The 18,191-nt window shown below is 61.7% G+C and carries 14 protein-coding genes, 1 tRNA gene and 1 pseudogene; 12 read left to right on the top strand and 4 right to left on the bottom strand.

The window, feature by feature from the left end:
- Positions 1-59 precede the first annotated feature (59 nt).
- From hflX to HV793_RS29595, 10 genes are all read left to right on the top strand, one after another.
- The gene (gene hflX / locus HV793_RS29640) at positions 60-1,166 is read left to right on the top strand and encodes a GTPase HflX (RefSeq protein ID WP_054458649.1); all 1,107 of its coding nucleotides are present in this window, start codon (positions 60-62) and stop codon (positions 1,164-1,166) included.
- A complete protein-coding gene (hflK, locus tag HV793_RS29635; RefSeq protein ID WP_054458647.1) occupies positions 1,132-2,430 on the top strand; it encodes an FtsH protease activity modulator HflK in 1,299 nt (432 codons plus the stop codon). The genes hflX and hflK overlap by 35 nt, the downstream gene beginning before the upstream one ends.
- An 18-nt stretch (positions 2,431-2,448) precedes the next feature.
- Positions 2,449-3,351, top strand: coding sequence for a protease modulator HflC (gene hflC / locus HV793_RS29630; RefSeq protein WP_054458645.1), 903 nt, complete (start codon positions 2,449-2,451; stop codon positions 3,349-3,351).
- 264 nt (positions 3,352-3,615) lie between these two features.
- The gene (locus tag HV793_RS29625) at positions 3,616-4,773 is read left to right on the top strand and encodes an ATP phosphoribosyltransferase regulatory subunit (protein WP_054458643.1); all 1,158 of its coding nucleotides are present in this window, start codon (positions 3,616-3,618) and stop codon (positions 4,771-4,773) included.
- A gap of 76 nt (positions 4,774-4,849) precedes the next feature.
- Entirely contained in the window at positions 4,850-6,145 is a 1,296-nt protein-coding gene (locus HV793_RS29620; RefSeq protein ID WP_042792859.1) for an adenylosuccinate synthase, read from the top strand.
- Positions 6,146-6,229: 84 nt separating this feature from the next.
- The gene (locus tag HV793_RS29615; protein ID WP_042792860.1) at positions 6,230-6,772 is read left to right on the top strand and encodes a phosphoribosyltransferase; all 543 of its coding nucleotides are present in this window, start codon (positions 6,230-6,232) and stop codon (positions 6,770-6,772) included.
- Positions 6,773-7,162: 390 nt separating this feature from the next.
- Positions 7,163-7,375 carry a 30S ribosomal protein S21 gene (rpsU, locus tag HV793_RS29610; RefSeq protein WP_006218592.1) on the top strand — a complete coding sequence of 71 codons (213 nt, stop codon included), beginning with the start codon at positions 7,163-7,165 and terminating at the stop codon, positions 7,373-7,375.
- Positions 7,376-7,394: 19 nt separating this feature from the next.
- Positions 7,395-9,449: a DNA primase gene (dnaG, locus tag HV793_RS29605; RefSeq protein WP_054458641.1), complete on the top strand. Its 2,055-nt coding sequence runs from the start codon at positions 7,395-7,397 to the stop codon at positions 9,447-9,449.
- A gap of 746 nt (positions 9,450-10,195) precedes the next feature.
- The gene (gene rpoD, locus HV793_RS29600) at positions 10,196-12,460 is read left to right on the top strand and encodes an RNA polymerase sigma factor RpoD (protein ID WP_054458639.1); all 2,265 of its coding nucleotides are present in this window, start codon (positions 10,196-10,198) and stop codon (positions 12,458-12,460) included.
- Positions 12,461-12,469: 9 nt separating this feature from the next.
- Positions 12,470-12,548, top strand: a tRNA-Ile gene (locus HV793_RS29595).
- A 16-nt stretch (positions 12,549-12,564) separates the two neighbouring features.
- Here the strand turns inward: HV793_RS29595 and HV793_RS29590 are convergent.
- Positions 12,565-12,810 (bottom strand): annotated as a pseudogene (locus HV793_RS29590) (tyrosine-type recombinase/integrase); the annotation flags it as partial.
- A gap of 1,577 nt (positions 12,811-14,387) precedes the next feature.
- Positions 14,388-15,464, bottom strand: a complete 1,077-nt coding sequence (locus tag HV793_RS29585; protein ID WP_175214385.1) for a hypothetical protein — start codon at positions 15,462-15,464, stop codon at positions 14,388-14,390.
- Between the two features lie 374 nt (positions 15,465-15,838).
- Between HV793_RS29585 and HV793_RS29580 the strand changes: the two genes are divergently transcribed.
- A complete protein-coding gene (locus HV793_RS29580) occupies positions 15,839-16,081 on the top strand; it encodes a hypothetical protein (protein ID WP_054458632.1) in 243 nt (80 codons plus the stop codon).
- Between the two features lie 54 nt (positions 16,082-16,135).
- On the opposite strand, the gene HV793_RS29575 is transcribed toward HV793_RS29580, so the two are convergent.
- Positions 16,136-16,294, bottom strand: coding sequence for a DUF6726 family protein (locus HV793_RS29575; RefSeq protein WP_054458630.1), 159 nt, complete (start codon positions 16,292-16,294; stop codon positions 16,136-16,138).
- A 328-nt stretch (positions 16,295-16,622) separates the two neighbouring features.
- On the opposite strand from HV793_RS29575, the gene HV793_RS29570 reads away from it, so the two are divergent.
- On the top strand, positions 16,623-17,216 hold the full coding sequence (locus tag HV793_RS29570; protein WP_175214384.1) for a BPSL1445 family SYLF domain-containing lipoprotein: 594 nt from the start codon (positions 16,623-16,625) through the stop codon (positions 17,214-17,216).
- Positions 17,217-17,229: 13 nt separating this feature from the next.
- Here HV793_RS29570 and HV793_RS29565 read toward each other — a convergent pair whose 3' ends face one another.
- A complete protein-coding gene (locus HV793_RS29565; protein ID WP_175182239.1) occupies positions 17,230-18,162 on the bottom strand; it encodes a LysR family transcriptional regulator in 933 nt (310 codons plus the stop codon).
- Positions 18,163-18,191: the final 29 nt, after the last annotated feature.

Raw genomic sequence — 18,191 nt, 5'->3', positions numbered from 1 at the left:
GCCCGCCGGACGGTCCTCGTCGGCGGGCATTTTCGCTTTGGCTCCAATATGGTGCATGTATGCGCGCTCTGATTATCAGCGTGGATCTGGGAGATCCGGACTTCGCGGCCCATGCCGAGGAATTCGCCATGCTGGCCAAGGGCGCTGGCGCGGAAATCGTCGGCACCTTGACGGCACGGCGGGACAGACCCGACGCCAAGTTCTTCATCGGTTCAGGCAAGGCCGATGAGGGCGTGGCGATGGCTCAGGCCTTGCTGGCCGACATCGTCCTTTTCGACCAGCCGCTGTCCCCCGCACAGCAACGCAACCTGGAACGCGCCTTCAACTTGCGCGTGGTGGATCGCGTTGCGCTCATTCTCGACATCTTCGCGCTGCGCGCGAAGAGCCATGAAGGCAAGCTGCAGGTCGAATTGGCCCAGCTGCAGCATCTGGCCACACGCCTGACCCGCATGTGGAGCCACCTGGAGCGGCAGCGCGGCGGTATCGGCATGCGCGGACCGGGTGAATCCCAGCTCGAAATGGACCGCCGCATGATCGGCGCCAAGGTCAAGGTGCTGCGCGAGCGGCTGGACAAGGTCGAACGCCAGCGCGTGACCCAGCGCCGGGCGCGCGCGCGCGGCGGTGCGCTGTCGGTATCGCTGGTCGGCTATACCAACGCCGGCAAGTCCACCTTGTTCAATGCCTTGACGCGCGCCGACAGCTACGCCGCCGACCAGTTGTTCGCGACGCTGGATACGACCACGCGCCGCATCTGGATCGAAGGGGCGGGCTCGGTGGTGGTGTCCGATACGGTCGGGTTCATCCGCGATCTGCCCCACGGCCTGATCGCGGCGTTCCGCGCCACCCTGGAAGAAACCGTGCATGCCGACCTGCTGCTGCACGTGGTCGATGCCGCCAGCCCGCAGCGCGATGAGCAGATCTTTGAGGTGAACAAGGTTCTGGCCGAAATCGGCGCGGCCTCGATTCCCACCATTCTGGTCTACAACAAGATCGATCTCGCCGGATTGGAGCCGCGGGTGGAACGCGATGCACATGGTACGATTGCGCGAGTATTTGTAAGCGCCACCGAGCGCGCCGGTTTGGATGCGTTGCGCGGGGCAATTGCGGAAACCGGACAGATTGTGGGAAACAATGCCGCGAATTATCAAACTCTTCAATCTGAATGACCCCGGCTGGGGTCGTGGGAACAACAATGGCTCCGAGCCGCCGCCCAAGCGGCCCCAAGGCAACGGAGACGGCCCTCCCGACCTGGACGAGGTCTGGCGCGATTTCAACAATCGCATCGGATCGTTGTTCGGGCGCAAGGGCGGGGGCGGCAATAACCGCCCCGGAAACCGCGGCGGCATGACGCCGCCGTCGCCGCGCGGTGCGCGCATCGGCCTGGGGGTGATCGCCCTGGTCGCGGCCGGCATCTGGCTGGCCAGCGGTTTCTACATCGTGCAGGAAGGCCAGGTCGCGGTTGTGACACAGTTCGGCAAGTACAAGTCGACGTCGCAAGCCGGTTTCCAATGGCGCCTGCCGTACCCCATTCAAAGCCACGAAATGGTCAACGTGTCGCAACTGCGCACGTTCGAAGTCGGTTTCCGTGGCGGCGCGCGCAACAAGGTTCTGCCTGAAGCGCTGATGCTCACGACGGACGAGAATATCGTCGATATGCAGTTCGTCGTGCAGTACCGCCTGCGTGCCGATGGCGCGCCCGACTATCTCTTCATGACGCGCGATCCGGATGAATCCGTCCGCCAGGCCTCAGAAACGGCCATGCGCGAAGTCGTGGGCAAGCAATCCATGGACTTCGTGCTCTACGAAGGCCGCACCACGGTGGCCACGCAAGTGCAAACCCTGATGCAGCAGATCCTGGACCGCTACCAGACCGGCGTGCAGGTCAGTACTGTGGCCATCCAGAACGTGCAGCCGCCTGAGCAGGTGCAAGCCGCGTTCGACGACGCCGTCAAGGCGGGCCAGGACCGCGAGCGCCAGATCAACGAAGGCCAGGCCTACGCCAACCAGGTCGTGCCGCTGGCCAGCGGCCAGGCTTCCCGCATGACGGAGCAGGCCGAAGGCTACAAGGCCAAGGTTGTCGGTGACGCCCAGGGTAATACCTCGCGCTTCACCAGCATCCTCGGCGAATACGAAAAGTCGCCGCAGGTCATGCGCCAGCGCATGTATCTGGAGAGCATGCAGGAGATCTTCACGCGCGCCAGCAAGGTCATGGTCGACACCAAGAGCAACAACAACATGCTGTACCTGCCCTTGGACAAGATCATGCATCTGGCCGCTCAGGACGCCAGCAAGTCCGGTGTCGCCGGTTCCGGTTCGACCACGCTGGCTCCGCCCGCGCAGTCGCCGGCTCGCGGCAGCGCCGCGCCGGTGCCTCAGTCTTCCGGCAGCAGCAATAGCAACACGCTGCCTCGCGACCGTACGTCGCGCTAACCCGGAGGAGTCCTGATCATGCAACGTCTCATGCCTATCCTGGTCGGCCTGCTCATCGTGCTGGCCGCCCTGTCTTCCTGCGTCTTCGTCGTGCGCGAGCGCGACTACGCCCTGGTGTTCTCGCTGGGTGAAGTACGCAAGACCATCAACGAACCCGGCCTTTACTTCAAGGCGCCGCCTCCGTTCCAGAATGTCGTGACGCTCGACAAGCGCATTCTGACCATCGAAACCAACGAAGCCGAACGCATCCAGACTTCCGAAAAGAAGAACCTGCTGATCGATTCGTACGTCAAGTGGCGCATTCTGGATCCGCGCCAGTACTACGTGTCCACCGGCGGCAACGAGCGCGTGGCGCAGGAGCGCCTGCAGGCGCTGATCCGCGACGCGTTGAACGCTTCGGTCAACGTGCGCACGGTGCGCGACGTGGTCTCGACCGAACGCGACAAGATCATGGCCGAAATCCTGACCAACGTCGCCAAGCGCGCCGAACCGTTGGGCGTCCAGATCGTCGACGTGCGTCTGCGCCGCATCGAGTTTGCGCCGGAAATTTCGGAATCGGTGTATCGCCGCATGGAAGCGGAGCGTACGCGCGTCGCCAACGAGCTGCGTTCCATCGGCGCCGCCGAAGGCGAAAAGATCCGTGCCGAAGCTGATCGCCAGCGTGAAGTCATCGTGGCCCAGGCCTACGCCAAGGCCCAGGGCATCATGGGTGAGGGCGATGCCGCGGCTGCCGCGATCTATTCGCAGGCCTACGGCAAGAACCCGCAGTTCTACACGTACTACAAGAGCCTGGAGGCCTACCGCGCTTCGTTCTCGAAGCCGGGCGACGTGCTGGTGGTCGACCCCAGCTCCAGCTTCTTCCAGTTCATGAAGGATCCCACCGGCGACGCCCTGGCGCCGGTGACCGTGCCGGCCAAGTGATGCGGCGACGGTAATGCGGAAGAAAAGCCCCTTGGAAGTCCAAGGGGCTTTTTGCTTGCTGGCAAGGTGGCATCCCGAATTCCCCGCAATAGGGGACGGTTACGCTGCCGCGGCAGTCCCGGCTGGCATTGGCCGCCGAACCATGTACAATACCCCGTAAGCTAGAAAACATTCCGCAGCGGCTGAGCGGGCTTACGCCCCCTCAGCCGCTTTTTCGTTTGGGCGACGCCCACGCATCACTTGGCGTTCTTCAGGTAAACATTCATGGGTAACTGGTTGCTGCCCGAGAGCCTTGCCGACGTACTTCCGGCAGAGGCCCGGCGCATCGAGGAATTGCGCCGCGAACTTCTCGATCTGTATCGCACTTACGGTTTCGAGCTGGTCGCGCCGCCCCTGGTCGAATACATCGATTCATTGTTGTCCGGCACGGGCAGCGATCTGGATCTGCGCACTTGCAAGCTGGTCGATCAATTGTCCGGACGCACGCTGGGCGTGCGCGCGGACATGACGCCTCAGGTTACGCGCATCGATGCGCATTTGTTGAACCGCGCTGGCGTTACCCGCCTGTGCTATTGCGGCAATGTGCTGCACGCCCGCCCGGCGGACCTGCTGGCCAGTCGCGAGCTGCTGCAGATCGGCGCTGAAATCTACGGCCACGCCGGCTTCGAGGCCGACCTGGAGATCATCCAGCTGGTGCTGGAAACCGTGGCGATTGCCGGCGTGCGTAACCCTAGGCTCGATCTGTGCCATCCGGGCGTGCTGCGCGCGCTGCTGGAGTCCGATCCGGCGGCGACGGCCCTGTCGCAGGACGTCATCCTGCTGATGCGCGAGAAGGACGTTCCCGGACTGGGTGAATTGGCCGAGCGGGCTCCCGGGTTGCGTGCAGAGACCCTGAAAGCCCTGCAATTGCTGCCCAAGCTATACGGCGGGCCGGAAGTGCTGCAGGAGGCGCGCCGTGAACTCCCTCTGCTGCCGGGTGTCGTGGCTGCGCTGGACGCGCTGCAGTTGGTGGTCGACGCCATGCCCAATGTGGCGTTCGGCGTGGACCTGGCCGACGTGGGCGGCTATGGCTACCATTCCGGCGTGAAGTTCGCGCTGTATGCCGAAGGCTGGCGCGATGCGCTGGTCAGCGGCGGCCGTTATGACGATGTCAGCCGTGCGTTTGGCCGGGCCCGTCCCGCCACCGGCTTCAGTCTTGATTTACGCAAGCTGGCGGCGGGTTTGCCGCCGGCGGAAAGGGCGCGTGCGGTACGTGCGCCCTGGGGGCAAGCCCCCGCCCTGACCGAGGCGGTGCGCCGCCTGCGCCGGTCGGGGGAAATTGTCGTTCAGGTATTGCCCGGTCACGAGCAGGATCAGGACGAATTCGTTTGCGATCGCGAGCTGGCGCTGCAGGATGGCGCCTGGACGGTCAGAACGCTGTGACTAACCCCCTCTCGGCAACGAGAGGGCCGCGGGGAGATTTCCGGATTTCCCGAGAAACTCGATATTGATTCGTAACATGAGCAAGAACGTAGTCGTAATCGGCACCCAGTGGGGTGACGAGGGCAAGGGCAAGATCGTCGACTGGCTGGCGGAATCCGTCCAGGGCGTGGTCCGCTTCCAAGGCGGTCACAATGCCGGCCATACGCTGTGGATCAACGGCAAGAAGACGATTCTCCGCCTGATCCCGTCGGGCATCATGCATCCCGGCGTCACCTGCTTCATCGGCAACGGCGTCGTGCTGTCCCCGGAAGCCCTGCTCAAGGAAATCGAAGAGCTTGAGGCCGCCGGTCTGGACGTGCGTTCGCGCCTGCAGATTTCCGAAATCTGCCCGCTGATCCTGCCGTACCACGTCGCCATCGACAAGGCGCGCGAGGCGCGCAAGGGCGACGGCAAGATCGGCACGACCGGTCGCGGCATCGGCCCGGCCTATGAAGACAAGGTCGCCCGCCGCGCGCTGCGCGTGCAGGACCTGTTCAATCCCGCGCTGTTCGACGAAAAACTCGCCGAAGTGCTGGATTACCACAACTTCGTGCTGACCAAGTACCTGGGGGCCGAGGCGGTTTCCGCCAATGAAGTGCGCGACCAGGCCATGGCGCTGGCTCCGGCCATCGCCCCGATGGTCAAGGACGTGTCGAGCAACCTGTACGCCATGCAACAGGAAGGCAAGCGCTTGTTGTTCGAAGGCGCGCAAGGCGCTTTGCTGGACGTCGACCACGGTACCTATCCTTTCGTCACCAGCAGCAATTGCGTTGCTGGCGCCGCCTCGGCCGGCGCGGGCGTCGGTCCGCAGCAACTGGACTACGTCCTGGGTATCACCAAGGCCTATACGACTCGCGTCGGTTCGGGTCCGTTCCCCACGGAGCTGGTCGACGAGATCGGTACCCGCCTGGCCACGATCGGCAAGGAATTCGGTTCCGTCACGGGCCGTCCGCGCCGCTGCGGCTGGTTCGACGGCGCCGCGCTCAAGCGCTCGGTCCGCCTGAACGGCATCACCGGCCTGTGCATCACCAAGCTGGATGTGCTTGATGGTCTGGAAACCATCCAGCTGGGCGTCGGCTACCGCGTCAACGGCGAATTCCGCGATGTGCTGCCTTATGGCGCGCATGCCGTGGCGCAGGCGCAGCCGGTGCTGGAAGAGCTGCCGGGCTGGAGCGAATCCACCGTCGGCATCACCGAGTACGACAAGCTGCCCCAGGCGGCGCGTCGCTACCTGGAGCGCGTGGCCGAAGTTTGCGGCGTGCCCATCGACCTGGTGTCGACCGGCCCGGACCGCAATGAAACCATTGTGCTGCGTCATCCCCTGAAGGGCTGACATCGGGTTATTATTCGCAAGGCCGCCGCCGGTCTCATACCGGCGGCGGCCTTTTCGTATTTATTAAGCAGGAGATGCTTGCCTATGAGCACGCCGACCAATGATGACAGCCATCTGTGGGTGACGTGGGACGACTACAACCGCCTGATCGAGCGCCTTACCTTGCAGGTGCATCAATCGGGTTGGAAGTTCGACAAGATTCTTTGCCTGGCGCGCGGCGGCATGCGCGTCGGTGACGTTATGTCCCGTATTTTTGACGTGCCGCTGGGCATCCTGGCCACGAGCAGCTATCGCGAAGCGGCCGGCACCAAGCAGGGCGACATGGATATCGCCCAGTTCATCACCATCACGCGCGGCACGCTGTCCGGGCGAGTGTTGCTGGTGGACGACATGGTCGATACCGGCAAGACCTTCAGCAAGGTCTACGATCACCTGAAAAGCCAGTTTGCCGACATCACCGAACTGCGTAGCGCGGTGCTGTGGTGGAAGGGGCATTCCCAGGCGACGCCGGACTACTACGTCGACAAGCTGCCGACGAACCCCTGGATTCACCAGCCTTTCGAAGACTACGACAGCCTGCGTCCGCACCAGCTCGAGGCCTGGATCCGCAAGGGCTCCAAGAGCTGAGCATGGCGTTTCGGCAGGAGAGGGCATTCTGGCCGCCCAGGGCGCCAGACTGTCCCTCCAGTAGTCAAAACAGCCATGACCATGCTAGAATCGCTGGTTATCGCTAAACCGAACTTGGCTTGTTACTCTTTGGGTAGTCTTTGGGTAACGGAAACAGCCAGCGGAAATCCGGGATGGGTCTGTGGTTCAGGGCTGCCAAGCAGCGCTGAAGCCGGAGTCCGGCGCCTGGATTGCGCTTTCAAGGTTCCCCGTTCGCGGTACCTGCCTCTGTTGGTATGATTTTGGTATCGACGAGGCCGTTTACGCGTACCTGGACCCGCGCAGCGTTGCTGGTAAGCAAGCCAGGTTTGTCATCAACTTTTGTTACCCTACAAGCAGGCCAATCACTTTATGCCTATCGTTCGACTGAAGGAAAACGAACCGTTTGAAGCCGCTCTGCGCCGCTTCAAGCGCACCATCGAAAAGACCGGTTTGCTCACCGAGCTGCGTTCGCGCGAGTTCTATGAGAAGCCCACGGCTGAGCGCAAGCGCAAGCACGCCGCCGCTGTGAAGCGCCACTACAAGCGCATCCGTAGCCAACAACTGCCCCCGCGCCTGTATTGATTTTTGATTCCCGAATCTATTGATTCCAGAATCATTCATCCAGGATTTGCTCGCCCGAGTCGACGTCGTCGACATAGTCGGGCGATACGTGCAGTTGAGAAAGGGCGGGGCCAACTTGCTTGGCCTGTGCCCTTTTCATAACGAAAAAAGTCCCTCGTTCACTGTCAGCCCCACCAAGCAGTTCTATCACTGCTTCGGTTGCGGAGCGCATGGCAGCGCCATCACCTTCCTGATGGAACACACGGGCGCCAGTTTCCCCGATGCCGTGCGCACGCTCGCGGCATCGGCGGGAATGACGGTCCCCGAAGAAAACCGCAGTCCACGCCAGCAGCAGGAAACCGCGCGCCGCAAGGCCGAGGAATCCCGCCACACGCAGGTGCTGGATGCCGCTCAGGCGCATTACCTCAAGCAATTGCGGGCCTCGCCCGCGGCGATCCGCTATTTGAAGCAGCGCGGCCTGACCGGTGAAATCGCGGCGCATTTCGGCCTGGGATGGTCGGGCACCGACCGCCACGGCTTGTCGCAGGTCTTCCCGAATTACGAGGACCCTGTCCTGGTGGAATCCGGACTGGTTATCGAATCCGAAGACGGACGTCGCTACGACCGTTTCCGGGAACGCGTCATGTTCCCGATCCGCAATGCGCGGGGCAGTCTCATCGGCTTCGGCGGGCGCATCATCGGCAAGGGCGAACCCAAGTACCTGAATTCGCCCGAAACCCCGCTGTTCTCGAAGGGACACGAGCTCTACGGGCTGTGGGAGGCGCGCCAGGCCATACGCCAGGAAGGGCAGGTCATTGTGGTCGAAGGCTACATGGACGTGGTCGGCCTGGCTCAGCAAGGCATCGCCAACGCGGTAGCGACGCTGGGTACGGCTACCACGCCGGACCACGTCAAGAAGCTGCTGCGCGCCAGCGACAAGGTCATCTTCAGCTTCGACGGCGACGGCGCGGGTCGGCGCGCCGCGTGGCGTGCACTGCAGGCTTGCCTGCCCGTGCTGCGCGACGACATTGCGATCCGCTTCCTGTTTCTGCCGTCAGAGCACGATCCCGACTCGTATGTGCGCGAACTGGGCGCGGAAGCCTTCCGGGCGTGCCTGGGAGAGGCCGTGGCGCTGTCCCGCTTCCTGCTGGACGAGCTGGCCTCGCGGCACAACATGAACGAAGCCGAAGGGCGGGCCAGTTGCCTGCACGAGGCCAAGCCCTTGCTGGCTGCCATTCCCGAATGCGCGTTGCGCGTTCAGATCGAGCGGGAAATGGCAAAGCTGGTACAGCTGACGCCCGAGGAAATGGCGCAGGTGCTGGCTCAGCAGCCCGCAAAACCCTTCGCGCCCGCGCCCAAGCCGGGCGCCACGGGAGGGGATGCCGGCGCGGTTGCGGCGCCGAGCCACGAGCCGGGCTATACGGACGCTGGCTACGATTTCGCCGGACACGATTTTCATGACATCCCGGCCGACGAGTCCGACTACGCGGACCAGGTTCATTTGCCGTCCCAGGGTTCCGACTTTGGTGGCGGAGGAGCTCAGCGCGGCGGCGGAAAGCAGGAGTGGAAGGGCAAAAGCGACTGGAAGGGCAAGGGTGACTGGAAGGGCGGCAAAGGCGGCTGGAAAGGCAAGCGCGACAACGATGTGGGCGGGTTTGAAGGCCGCCGCACCATGCCGTCGCTGGCCAAGCGCCTGCTGGGCTTGCTGCTGGCGCATCCCGAACTGGTCGACTCCATGGGTGATCAGCAGCTTGAAGTCATCGACCACGGCCCCCATCTAGGTCTTGTAAGAGACCTGATCATGCTGGCGCAATCCAGCGGCGCCCGCCATGTCGGCGCCCTGCTGGAAGCCGCGGAGCCGGATTCGGATCTGGCCACGGTGCTGAAGGGCCTGCGGGCCGACATCCTGTCCCAGGAAGACCTGCCTGATCCGCAAACGGAATGGGACGACGCCTTGAGACGGATCGAATTTGACTCGGCCAAGCTGGAAATGGCCAAGCTCGCTGCGGCGGGCCTGGCCACGGAAGAGGCGCGCAAACGCTATCAGGAGCTTTCCAGCCGCATGGCCGTGCTGAAAGGTGCTGGCGTGCGCTAAATGCGCTAAAATCAAAGGTTGTCCGCTTGCGAAGCGAGTTTTTTTGCGGCGGGCGGGACGGGAGTGTGAGGTTGGGCGCGAGCCTGCCTGATAGGTCTGTCTTCTGATGTACGCGGATTGTGGCGCTTGCAGTTGATTGCGGCCTGATTCTTGCTGAATTTGGCGCTAATCCTCGTGCCACGAGGCGTGAGCAACAAGAAATGCATTCGGCGGGCGGAATCTATTCCGGCAGCCAGAATCTAATGGATGTATAGGGTTTGACGCGGGACCGGCGATCCGGGCGTGGCGGATGCTCCAGAAAACGGAACGTCAGATGCGCAACGGCAGAAATAAAAGCGGATGCGCGCGTCAACTTTGTTACATGGTTAATTAATATAGCTAAGCGGTGAATCAAGCAGTTCGGCGGTGGTTATCTCCGGATGGCGTTAGTGGTTTGGGTGCTGTGTCTACTCAGCTGCTTGGGGCAAAGGCCCGATAAGCAAGCAAAGCCTATTTATAGGCAGGCAGCCCCCCCGACGCCCGGGAGCCTACGCAGGATGAGGTCATGCACGCAACGCGCGAGTACGGTATTGCACCGCAACGGCGCCAAGCGGGCTCGCAAGAGCCGGCGCTGCGAACAACGCAGCCGCGTGATCTCCGCTGATTCACCAGATTTACCCGTATAACCGCCGCGTTGGACCGCTGTCCAAAGCGGCTTCATGCGGTGCAACATGCCCGAACGGGTTGCGACGACCACGGAAGCGACTATGACCAAATCCACCGGCAAATCCTCCTCTGCAATTGATGCGGCCGAAACCAAGGCCACCACGACCAAGCGCGTCGTAAGCATGGCAGCGGAAAAGGCGCCCGCCAAGACGGCGGTGAAGGTCGCCAAGCCCGCAGCCAAGACGGCCGCCAAGAAGACGGCCAAGGCTGCCGCGGCTGACAAGCCCGAGAAGGTGACCAAGGCTCGCGCCAAGAAGGCCGAAGACAAGCTCGCCGACCTGGTGGGCAGCGCGCGCCCCGCGCCCAGCGGCCGGCGCCCGGGACGTCCCGCCAAGAACGCGAACAACGATTCCGACGGCTTTGACGACACCATGGACGGCGACGGCGAAGTTCTGCCCGACCTGAAGCCGCCCAAGCGCGGCGGCAAGCGCGGCAAGGCCGATCCCAAGGATCTGATCGCCCGCGGCCCCGTCACGCCCGAAGAATACGAAGCGCGCCGCAACCGCCTGAAGCAGCTGATCAAGCTGGGCAAGGACCGCGGCTACCTGACCTACGGCGAAATCAACGATCATCTGCCCGACGATCTGGTCGACGCGGAAGCGATCGACGGCATCATCAGCACGTTCAGCGACATGGGCATCGCGGTCTACGACCAGGCGCCCGATGCCGAAACGCTGCTGATGAGCGAAAACGCGCCGGTCGCGTCCAACGACGACGACGTCGAAGACGAAGCCGAAGCCGCGCTGACGACCGTTGACTCGGATTTCGGCCGCACCACGGACCCCGTGCGCATGTACATGCGTGAAATGGGCTCGGTGGAACTGCTGACGCGCGAAGGCGAAATCGAAATCGCCAAGCGCATCGAAGACGGCCTGAAGCACATGGTCATGGCCATCTCGGCCTGCCCGACCACGATCAACGAGATCCTGGCTCACATCCTGCGCGTGCGTGAAGGCCAGGCCCAGATCGACGAAGTGGTCGACGGCCTGGTCGATCCGGAAGACGGCGAGGAATACGCCGGCGCCGGCGTCACGGCCGAGGAAGACGAAGGCGACGACGGCCCCGCTGGCGGCATGTCCAGCAAGCAGCTGGAAGACCTGCGCGTGAAGGCCCTGGCCAAGTTCGACGAAGTCGGCAAGCAGTTCGAGAAGATGCGCCACTCGTACGAGAAGGACGGCTACAAGTCGGACGTCTACGTGCGCGCCCAGGAATCCATCCAGAATGAACTGATGGGCATCCGCTTCACGGCCAAGATGGTCGAGAAGCTGGCGGACACCCTGCGTCAGCAGGTCGAGGAAGTGCGCCAGCTCGAACGCGCTGTCCTGCACACGTGTGTGGACCGTGCCGGCATGCCGCGCACGCACTTCATCAAGGTGTTCCCGGGCAACGAAACCAACATGCAGTGGGTCGTCGACGAAGTGGCTGCCGGCCACCCGTACGCCGAAACGCTGGAGCGTCAGATTCCCGCCGTGCAGGAACTGCAGCAGAAGCTCATCGACCTGCAAACGCGCGTCGTGCTGCCGTTGAAGGACCTGAAGGACGTCAACAAGCGCATGGCCACCGGCGAAGCCAAGGCCCGCAAGGCCAAGCGCGAAATGACCGAGGCCAACCTGCGTCTGGTGATCTCGATCGCCAAGAAGTACACGAACCGCGGCCTGCAGTTCCTGGACCTGATCCAGGAAGGCAACATCGGCCTGATGAAGGCCGTGGACAAGTTCGAGTACCGTCGCGGCTACAAGTTCTCGACCTATGCGACCTGGTGGATCCGTCAGGCCATCACGCGTTCCATCGCCGACCAGGCGCGCACCATCCGTATTCCGGTCCACATGATCGAAACGATCAACAAGATGAACCGGATCAGCCGCCAGATCCTGCAGGAAACCGGCGCCGAGCCGGATCCCGCGACCCTGGCGCAGAAGATGGACATGCCCGAGGACAAGATCCGCAAGATCCTGAAGATCGCCAAGGAACCGATCTCCATGGAAACGCCTATCGGTGACGACGACGACTCGCACCTGGGCGATTTCATCGAAGACACGTCCACGCTGGCGCCTTCCGACGCGGCTTTGCACGGTTCCATGCGCGATGTGGTCAAGGAAGTGCTAGACTCTCTCACCCCGCGTGAAGCCAAGGTTCTGCGTATGCGTTTCGGCATCGAAATGAGCACGGACCAGACCCTGGAAGAAGTGGGCAAGCAATTCGACGTCACGCGCGAGCGCATCCGCCAAATAGAAGCGAAAGCGCTGCGCAAGCTGCGTCACCCCAGCCGGGCCGATAAGCTGAAGAGCTTCCTGGAAGGGCAGTAAAAGTTTTTAGGGCCTCTAGCTCATGCCTGGTTAGAGCAGCGGACTCATAATCCGTTGGTGCCGAGTTCGACTCTCGGGGGGCCTACCAAGAAAGTCCTGTTAATTCAGGCACCTACAGCCGCCAGCAATGGCGGCTGTTTCTTTTTCAGCGTCTGCTGTGACCAAAACGTGACCGTTTCAGCATGCGCGGCCATGTGTGTCGGCGCCAGATGGGCATAGTTCTGGACCATCTCGATCCGTTCCTAGCCGCCCAGCTCCTTCAGGACCATTAGGGGCGTGCCGGCCTGCACGTGCCACGATGCCCATGTGTGGCGGAACCTCGTAATGCCAACCTGCTTGCACGCGCCGGATAGGATCGGCGAGTCGATCTGGCTGATTTGGGCAGGCTCACGATCGGGGCGGGAGCACCGGCTGAAGATAAGGATCGGATGGCCATCGCGATATGTGACGTCTGTTGCGCCTTGGAAATCCAACACCCAGTCACGCCTGCGGATCTCAGCAAGATCATCAGAATGCGAGAGAAGCTGCAGGCTACTGGAAGTTTTCCGGTACTGCGCGCATCGCTACGGCATCAAGCACGTCGTGATTGGTCTGCCCGTAAGGAGGTCGGCCACGAGGACGAAATTCATACCGTAGGTGAAGCAGGACGAGCGATTTGTGAAAGCGCGGGGAGCATGTCACTGCAATAGTGCCATCAGGTTCCTGTTGGCTGCGGCCTTTGCGCCATAGCCAACAATTTTTTGGGAGATCAGTTCGTGTACCCTACTGTCGGCGCCGGTGGCGCATTCTTAAACCCCATTTCGACCTCAATGGCAGCGCCTGATGACGGGCCTCCCCGCGCGCTTCAGTGCTTGCTATCAGATTTGTCCGGGGTACGTTCGTCCCCACGGTGGTGCGCGGAAAATGCAGGACAGTCCGTGCCTTCGTATGTGGTGTCTTCGCAGGTGCCGCAGGCGATGACTCTACAAGAGGCCCTAGCCCCGATTTGGGAAACTCGGCGGTTGGAGCGCGAGCTGAGTAGGGCATTGGAAGAGACAATGGCGGAGCGTGCCGAGGACGTTATGCGCGGCGAGGATCCAATTCAGAGCAATCGAAACTTGCGCGCCGCACAGGGTACAGGCGGTGCTGAGATAGAGAGATATTACTGTAACGGTGCGCTTACGGATCTGGGGCGACAGTTGTTCGATCGGGTCGCCGCGCGTCAAGCTCTTGGCAAGGCGTTGGTCCAAATATCGGAGCAGCTAGATGGAGAAAAGGGGGGCGGCGAAAGAGTATTCGTGCGCGAATTGTTGGGCGGGTCCGGTATTCCCGTGGAGTTACAAAGCGAGTATGTCCATGGCGGCGAGCTGACGAGCCTGGGACGCTGGTTGGTGGCGGAGTATCGGGAATCAGTCGGTGTTGGTGCGCGTCCTCATCCCGCACGCGAGGTATTGTTGACCCCTGTGGGCGACGGGCCGTCAGCGGACGGCGGTCATCTCCCCAAGACATTGCCGGCACATTCCCCGGTGCCGTTGCCTCCAGGCTCAAATCTTGCATGGGGGCACCTACCGAGTGCGCGCTTTGTTCCTGCCCGGCCGGCGCTACTCTTGGATATCAATGATGTAATGTGACAGTTTTCACATAGCGACAGTCATGTCGATGTGGTCGACGTCCGCGCAACAACATTCAGCTATCGAGATGCTGGTTTCAGGGCTGGCAAGCGAATACGACTATGTGGTGTTGGACGGTGGCAATATATTTCGGCATAACAGTGCGTGTGTGTCGCTCGACATGACAACGCTGCAAGCATCAGCTATGCCGGAAACCGTTACGTTTTCGGGCGAGAATGGCGGTTTCTACCCGCCCGATGTGGGTTCGATTCCCACAGGACGCGCCACTCGATTACTGGAACACCGCCCCGCCAGGGATTACGGCGGGGCTTTTCCTCTCAGAGGAACTGTTCCCTGGATGTCCAGGTGAGCGTATCGAATTGCGCGCCAGGCTCTCTTCGATAGAATTTAATCTCGGGGCCGACGGTACCGTCCGAGATAGCAGACCGCAGCTTCTGCTCGGCTACCTCTGTAAGGCTGTCGTCGGTCTCTACAACAGCATCTTCCGATAGGGAAAACACAGATTCAGGTAGATCATCCAATTTGTTATGAGTGACATAGAGACCCAGAAGTCTGCGTGGTGCCTCCGGAAGCGCTCTCAATTGATTTTGGCTCGCGTCCAGGTACTGAAGGTATTGTGGCAGATCCGGGAGGCAGGTCAGCTCGTTGAAACTCACATCGAGGTCGGTGAGCTTGTCGGGCAATCTAGGTAGGCTGCTCAGACGATTGCCCGTTACCACGATTTCGATACAGTCGTCGGGCAACGCCGGCAAGCTTGTTAAGGCCAGGTCCTGAGCATCTAGTACGAAAGGCTTATCCGGCCTGTTTAGAATCTGTTCTGCGACTTTGTCACGTGCCGCCCCTTCTTCTTCTGGCCCGAGGCATGGCCATGCAGTCACGGAGTATCGATACAACTGCTCGAACATCTCTCGATCTGTTGTCGTTGGGCTATCGTTCATCATTGTGCGTAAGAACAACCTAGCCTCAGCTTCGTCTTTTTTGCTGATCACGGTCTGTATGAGCCTGACAGCTGCGTCGGTGAGAATTGCTTGATGTCTATCCACGTGACAAGCGAGCACAATATTCTTGGTCAATTTCTCCACGAAATCCAATGAAAACCCTTCTTGGGCACATGTGTTGATGAGATACGCGTGCACGCACGTGGCAGTTCTCTGCAAATCAACGTGATCAACTGAAGGGCCTATATGATGAACCAATGCGATTGCAGCCACGAGACCGGCTGCCAGACGCTCAGACGAACCTGGGTCGCGTGTCTCCTGCTCGCCGCGTAGTTTGTCCATATATGCTTGTATCGACCCGATGGCCTTGTTGATCCGCGCTTCGGTCGAGACCTTGGAGGTCGTCATATCCATTGTGGGGCGTGGCTGATAGGAATGGGTGGGATTGATATCCACGGGAACAAAACCTCTTGGTTGTTAGCTCGCCAGGAAGAGCGAGGATCCTGAATAACGCTACTTGATGGCAAGCAGCAGCCCTACGAGCACTTTTAGACCGAAACAGAGCGCTGTTCTTTTAAATATCGATCCGCGCATACATCGCCAACACATCCACCAGCACGGGCTATGTGTATCAGGTTGAGGTCGAGATCACAGACGGCCATACGGCGAAACCGGCTGCGGGCTCCGTCGAGGTCACGACGATAAACGGCCCTATGGCGGTTGGACCGTGCTCGTATCCGTGCAAACCCACGGCCTGCGGTCACACCGGAACTTTCGTGTCAGCCCTCGCTCTGATCTCCTTTTGTGCAAGACAGCAATGGAGAACTCCGATGAAATCCAACGCCCTGCCTGGTACTGCCCCAGACCCGCTGGCTTTCGAGGCGGAAGCCCTGGCGTGGAGCGGCGCTCGCCCAATGGCGTCTGACATCTCAATGATGTCTCCCGGCGAGTTGATGAGGCATGCCTTGGTAAAGCTGGAAAATTCGTCCGTTCACCAGACTCCGGAGAAAGCAGCCGCAATCCAATACCTGACCAGTGCATTGAGCATGGTCAGCGTTGTCACATGTAGCTAAGCGGGATCAAGCAACTGTGTCTGCCGCGGGCAAGGGAACAGCGTAGGCAACGCATCAGTCGATGACTTCCGCGCAAGCATCCGTCGGCGCCGCCGCGACGTCGCCGACGACCGGCACGATCTTGATGGCGGCAGATGCGATACGGCACGGGGCGGCGACGACACCGCAGCCGGACGCGAACATGCATAGCATTGAGACCAGGATCCACTTCATCGGACGTGCTCGAAAATAATTGGTCAAGGCGCTGCCCGAGGAAGGGCTGACGGTGTCGCACGGCGTCGATGCCGATCATGTTCAGACGCGGATTTCCATCTGAAGAGAACGTGCACGATGCATGGCGGAAGCGGCATTCTGCTTTGCGTCCGCACGGCAATTAGTGGGGAAATGCTGGCCAAGTGTAATGACACTTGCTCGTCCTGGAACAGGAAGTAACGCAGATCCCGCTTGTATGGCGCCAAGGCCGGAAAATCCCAGGTAGGATGGTGGCGTTCTCCTTCCGGGCGCGCCTGGAAGGGCGTCCAACAACAATAAGGAGCGCTACATGCTTGATACTCTCCCCAAGGCAGGTCGGGCCGGCGTGCTCGCCGCGATGCTCGGCGTGGCCAGCCTGGCGTTCACCGGCTGCACCACGACCACCGCCAAATCCTCGGCCACGGCTGCGGAAAAGCGGCAGGAACTCGATACCGCAGCCGACGCGACCCTGACCAAGCTTTATCAGTCCTCGTCCCAGGCCAAGCAATTGGTGGAACGCGCGCGTGGCGTGCTGGTGTTTCCGGGCGTATTGAGCGCGAGCTTCATCGTAGGCGCGCAGCATGGAACGGGCGTGCTGCGCGTAGGCGGGTCGGATACCGGCTACTACAGCATCACGGGCGGCTCCATCGGCTTGCAGGCCGGCGCGCAGTCCAAGGCGATGGTGGTGCTGTTCATGACCGACGGCGCCCTGGCCAAGTTCCGGGCCAGCAGCGGCTGGACAGTGGGGGCGGACGCGACGGTCGCGGTGGCCAATGTGGGCGTCAACGGCAGCATCGATACCTACACCGCGCAGCAGCCCATCGTCGGCTTCGTCTTGAACAACGGCGGCCTCATGGCCGGGGTGTCGGTGGACGGCAGCAAGATTTCACCGCTGCTGCTGTAAGCGGCCCGCACCCTTACAGCCCCATTGCCTTTTCCCAAGGCAATTGCGGCGGCAAGGCCTCTGTCATCGCATCCACGAAGGCCCGGATGCGCGGCGACAGGTGCCGGTTCGGCAGATAGACCAGCTGGACCGGCGCGCCGGGCGCCATCCAGTCCGTCAGCACCAGCTTCAGGCGTCCGTCCCGCACGGCGGATTCCGCGATGAAGCTGGCCATGCGGGCGATGCCCGCGCCGGCCACCACGGCGTCCAGAATGGCTTCCGGATGATTCACGTTCAGATTGCCGCCGGGCGTGATCGTGTAGCGCTCATCGCCTTTCTGGAAATCCCATTCGTGATATCGGCCCGTCTGCCATTGGACGTAGGCCAGGCAGTTGTGCCGTTCCAGCTCATTGGGCGCGGCCGGCGTGCCGTGTGCGGCCAGATAGGCGGGGCTGGCGCACGTGACGTAGCGCAGCCGGGACAAGGTCTTGGCGATGACGCGCGAATCCGCCGTGACGCCGATCCGTATGGTGGCATCCAATCCTTCTTCGGCCAGATTGGGCATGCGGTCGCTGAAATCGGCATTGATCGATAGCTCCGGATAGCGCGCGGTCAGCGACAGCAGCGCGGGCATGATGACCTTCCTGCCCAACCCGACCGGCGCATGCACGCGCAGCTTGCCGCGCGGGCTCACGCTGGCGCCAGTCACTTCGGCCTCGGCGGCTTCCACTTCCAGCAGGATGTGGCGGCAGCGCTGCAGCAGCAATTCGCCATCGTCGGTCAGCGACAGGTTGCGCGTGGTGCGATTGAGCAGCTTCACACCCAGCTTGGCCTCAAGCAGCGAGACGCTCTTGCTCACCGATGCGGTGGAGATGTCGAGCCGGTGCGCCGCGGCCGTGAAGCTGCCGCTGTCTGCGACGCGTACGAAATTCAGAACATGCTTGAGATGGTCTATCAGGATGTACATGGCGGTCGGACTGATGGGTGCACGCCATC

This window comes from Achromobacter aegrifaciens (genome assembly GCF_902859965.1).
In the GTDB taxonomy this organism is placed as follows: domain Bacteria; phylum Pseudomonadota; class Gammaproteobacteria; order Burkholderiales; family Burkholderiaceae_B; genus Achromobacter; species Achromobacter aegrifaciens.
Note: the sequence above shows the minus strand (reverse complement) of the source record. Positions and strands in the feature narration are given on the sequence as shown.

Bases quoted from the DNA above. Each gene is read 5' to 3' on its own strand.
- rpoD (WP_054458639.1), top strand. From the start codon at position 10,196: ATGACCAAATCCACCGGCAAATCCTCCTCTGCAATTGATGCGGCCGAA.
- HV793_RS29620 (WP_042792859.1), top strand. From the start codon at position 4,850: ATGAGCAAGAACGTAGTCGTAATCGGCACCCAGTGGGGTGACGAGGGC.
- HV793_RS29615 (WP_042792860.1), top strand. From the start codon at position 6,230: ATGAGCACGCCGACCAATGATGACAGCCATCTGTGGGTGACGTGGGAC.
- hflK (WP_054458647.1), top strand. From the start codon at position 1,132: ATGCCGCGAATTATCAAACTCTTCAATCTGAATGACCCCGGCTGGGGT.
- rpsU (WP_006218592.1), top strand. From the start codon at position 7,163: ATGCCTATCGTTCGACTGAAGGAAAACGAACCGTTTGAAGCCGCTCTG.
- hflX (WP_054458649.1), top strand. From the start codon at position 60: ATGCGCGCTCTGATTATCAGCGTGGATCTGGGAGATCCGGACTTCGCG.
- HV793_RS29575 (WP_054458630.1), bottom strand. From the start codon at position 16,294: ATGAAGTGGATCCTGGTCTCAATGCTATGCATGTTCGCGTCCGGCTGC.
- HV793_RS29580 (WP_054458632.1), top strand. From the start codon at position 15,839: ATGAAATCCAACGCCCTGCCTGGTACTGCCCCAGACCCGCTGGCTTTC.
- HV793_RS29570 (WP_175214384.1), top strand. From the start codon at position 16,623: ATGCTTGATACTCTCCCCAAGGCAGGTCGGGCCGGCGTGCTCGCCGCG.
- hflC (WP_054458645.1), top strand. From the start codon at position 2,449: ATGCAACGTCTCATGCCTATCCTGGTCGGCCTGCTCATCGTGCTGGCC.
- HV793_RS29625 (WP_054458643.1), top strand. From the start codon at position 3,616: ATGGGTAACTGGTTGCTGCCCGAGAGCCTTGCCGACGTACTTCCGGCA.
- HV793_RS29565 (WP_175182239.1), bottom strand. From the start codon at position 18,162: ATGTACATCCTGATAGACCATCTCAAGCATGTTCTGAATTTCGTACGC.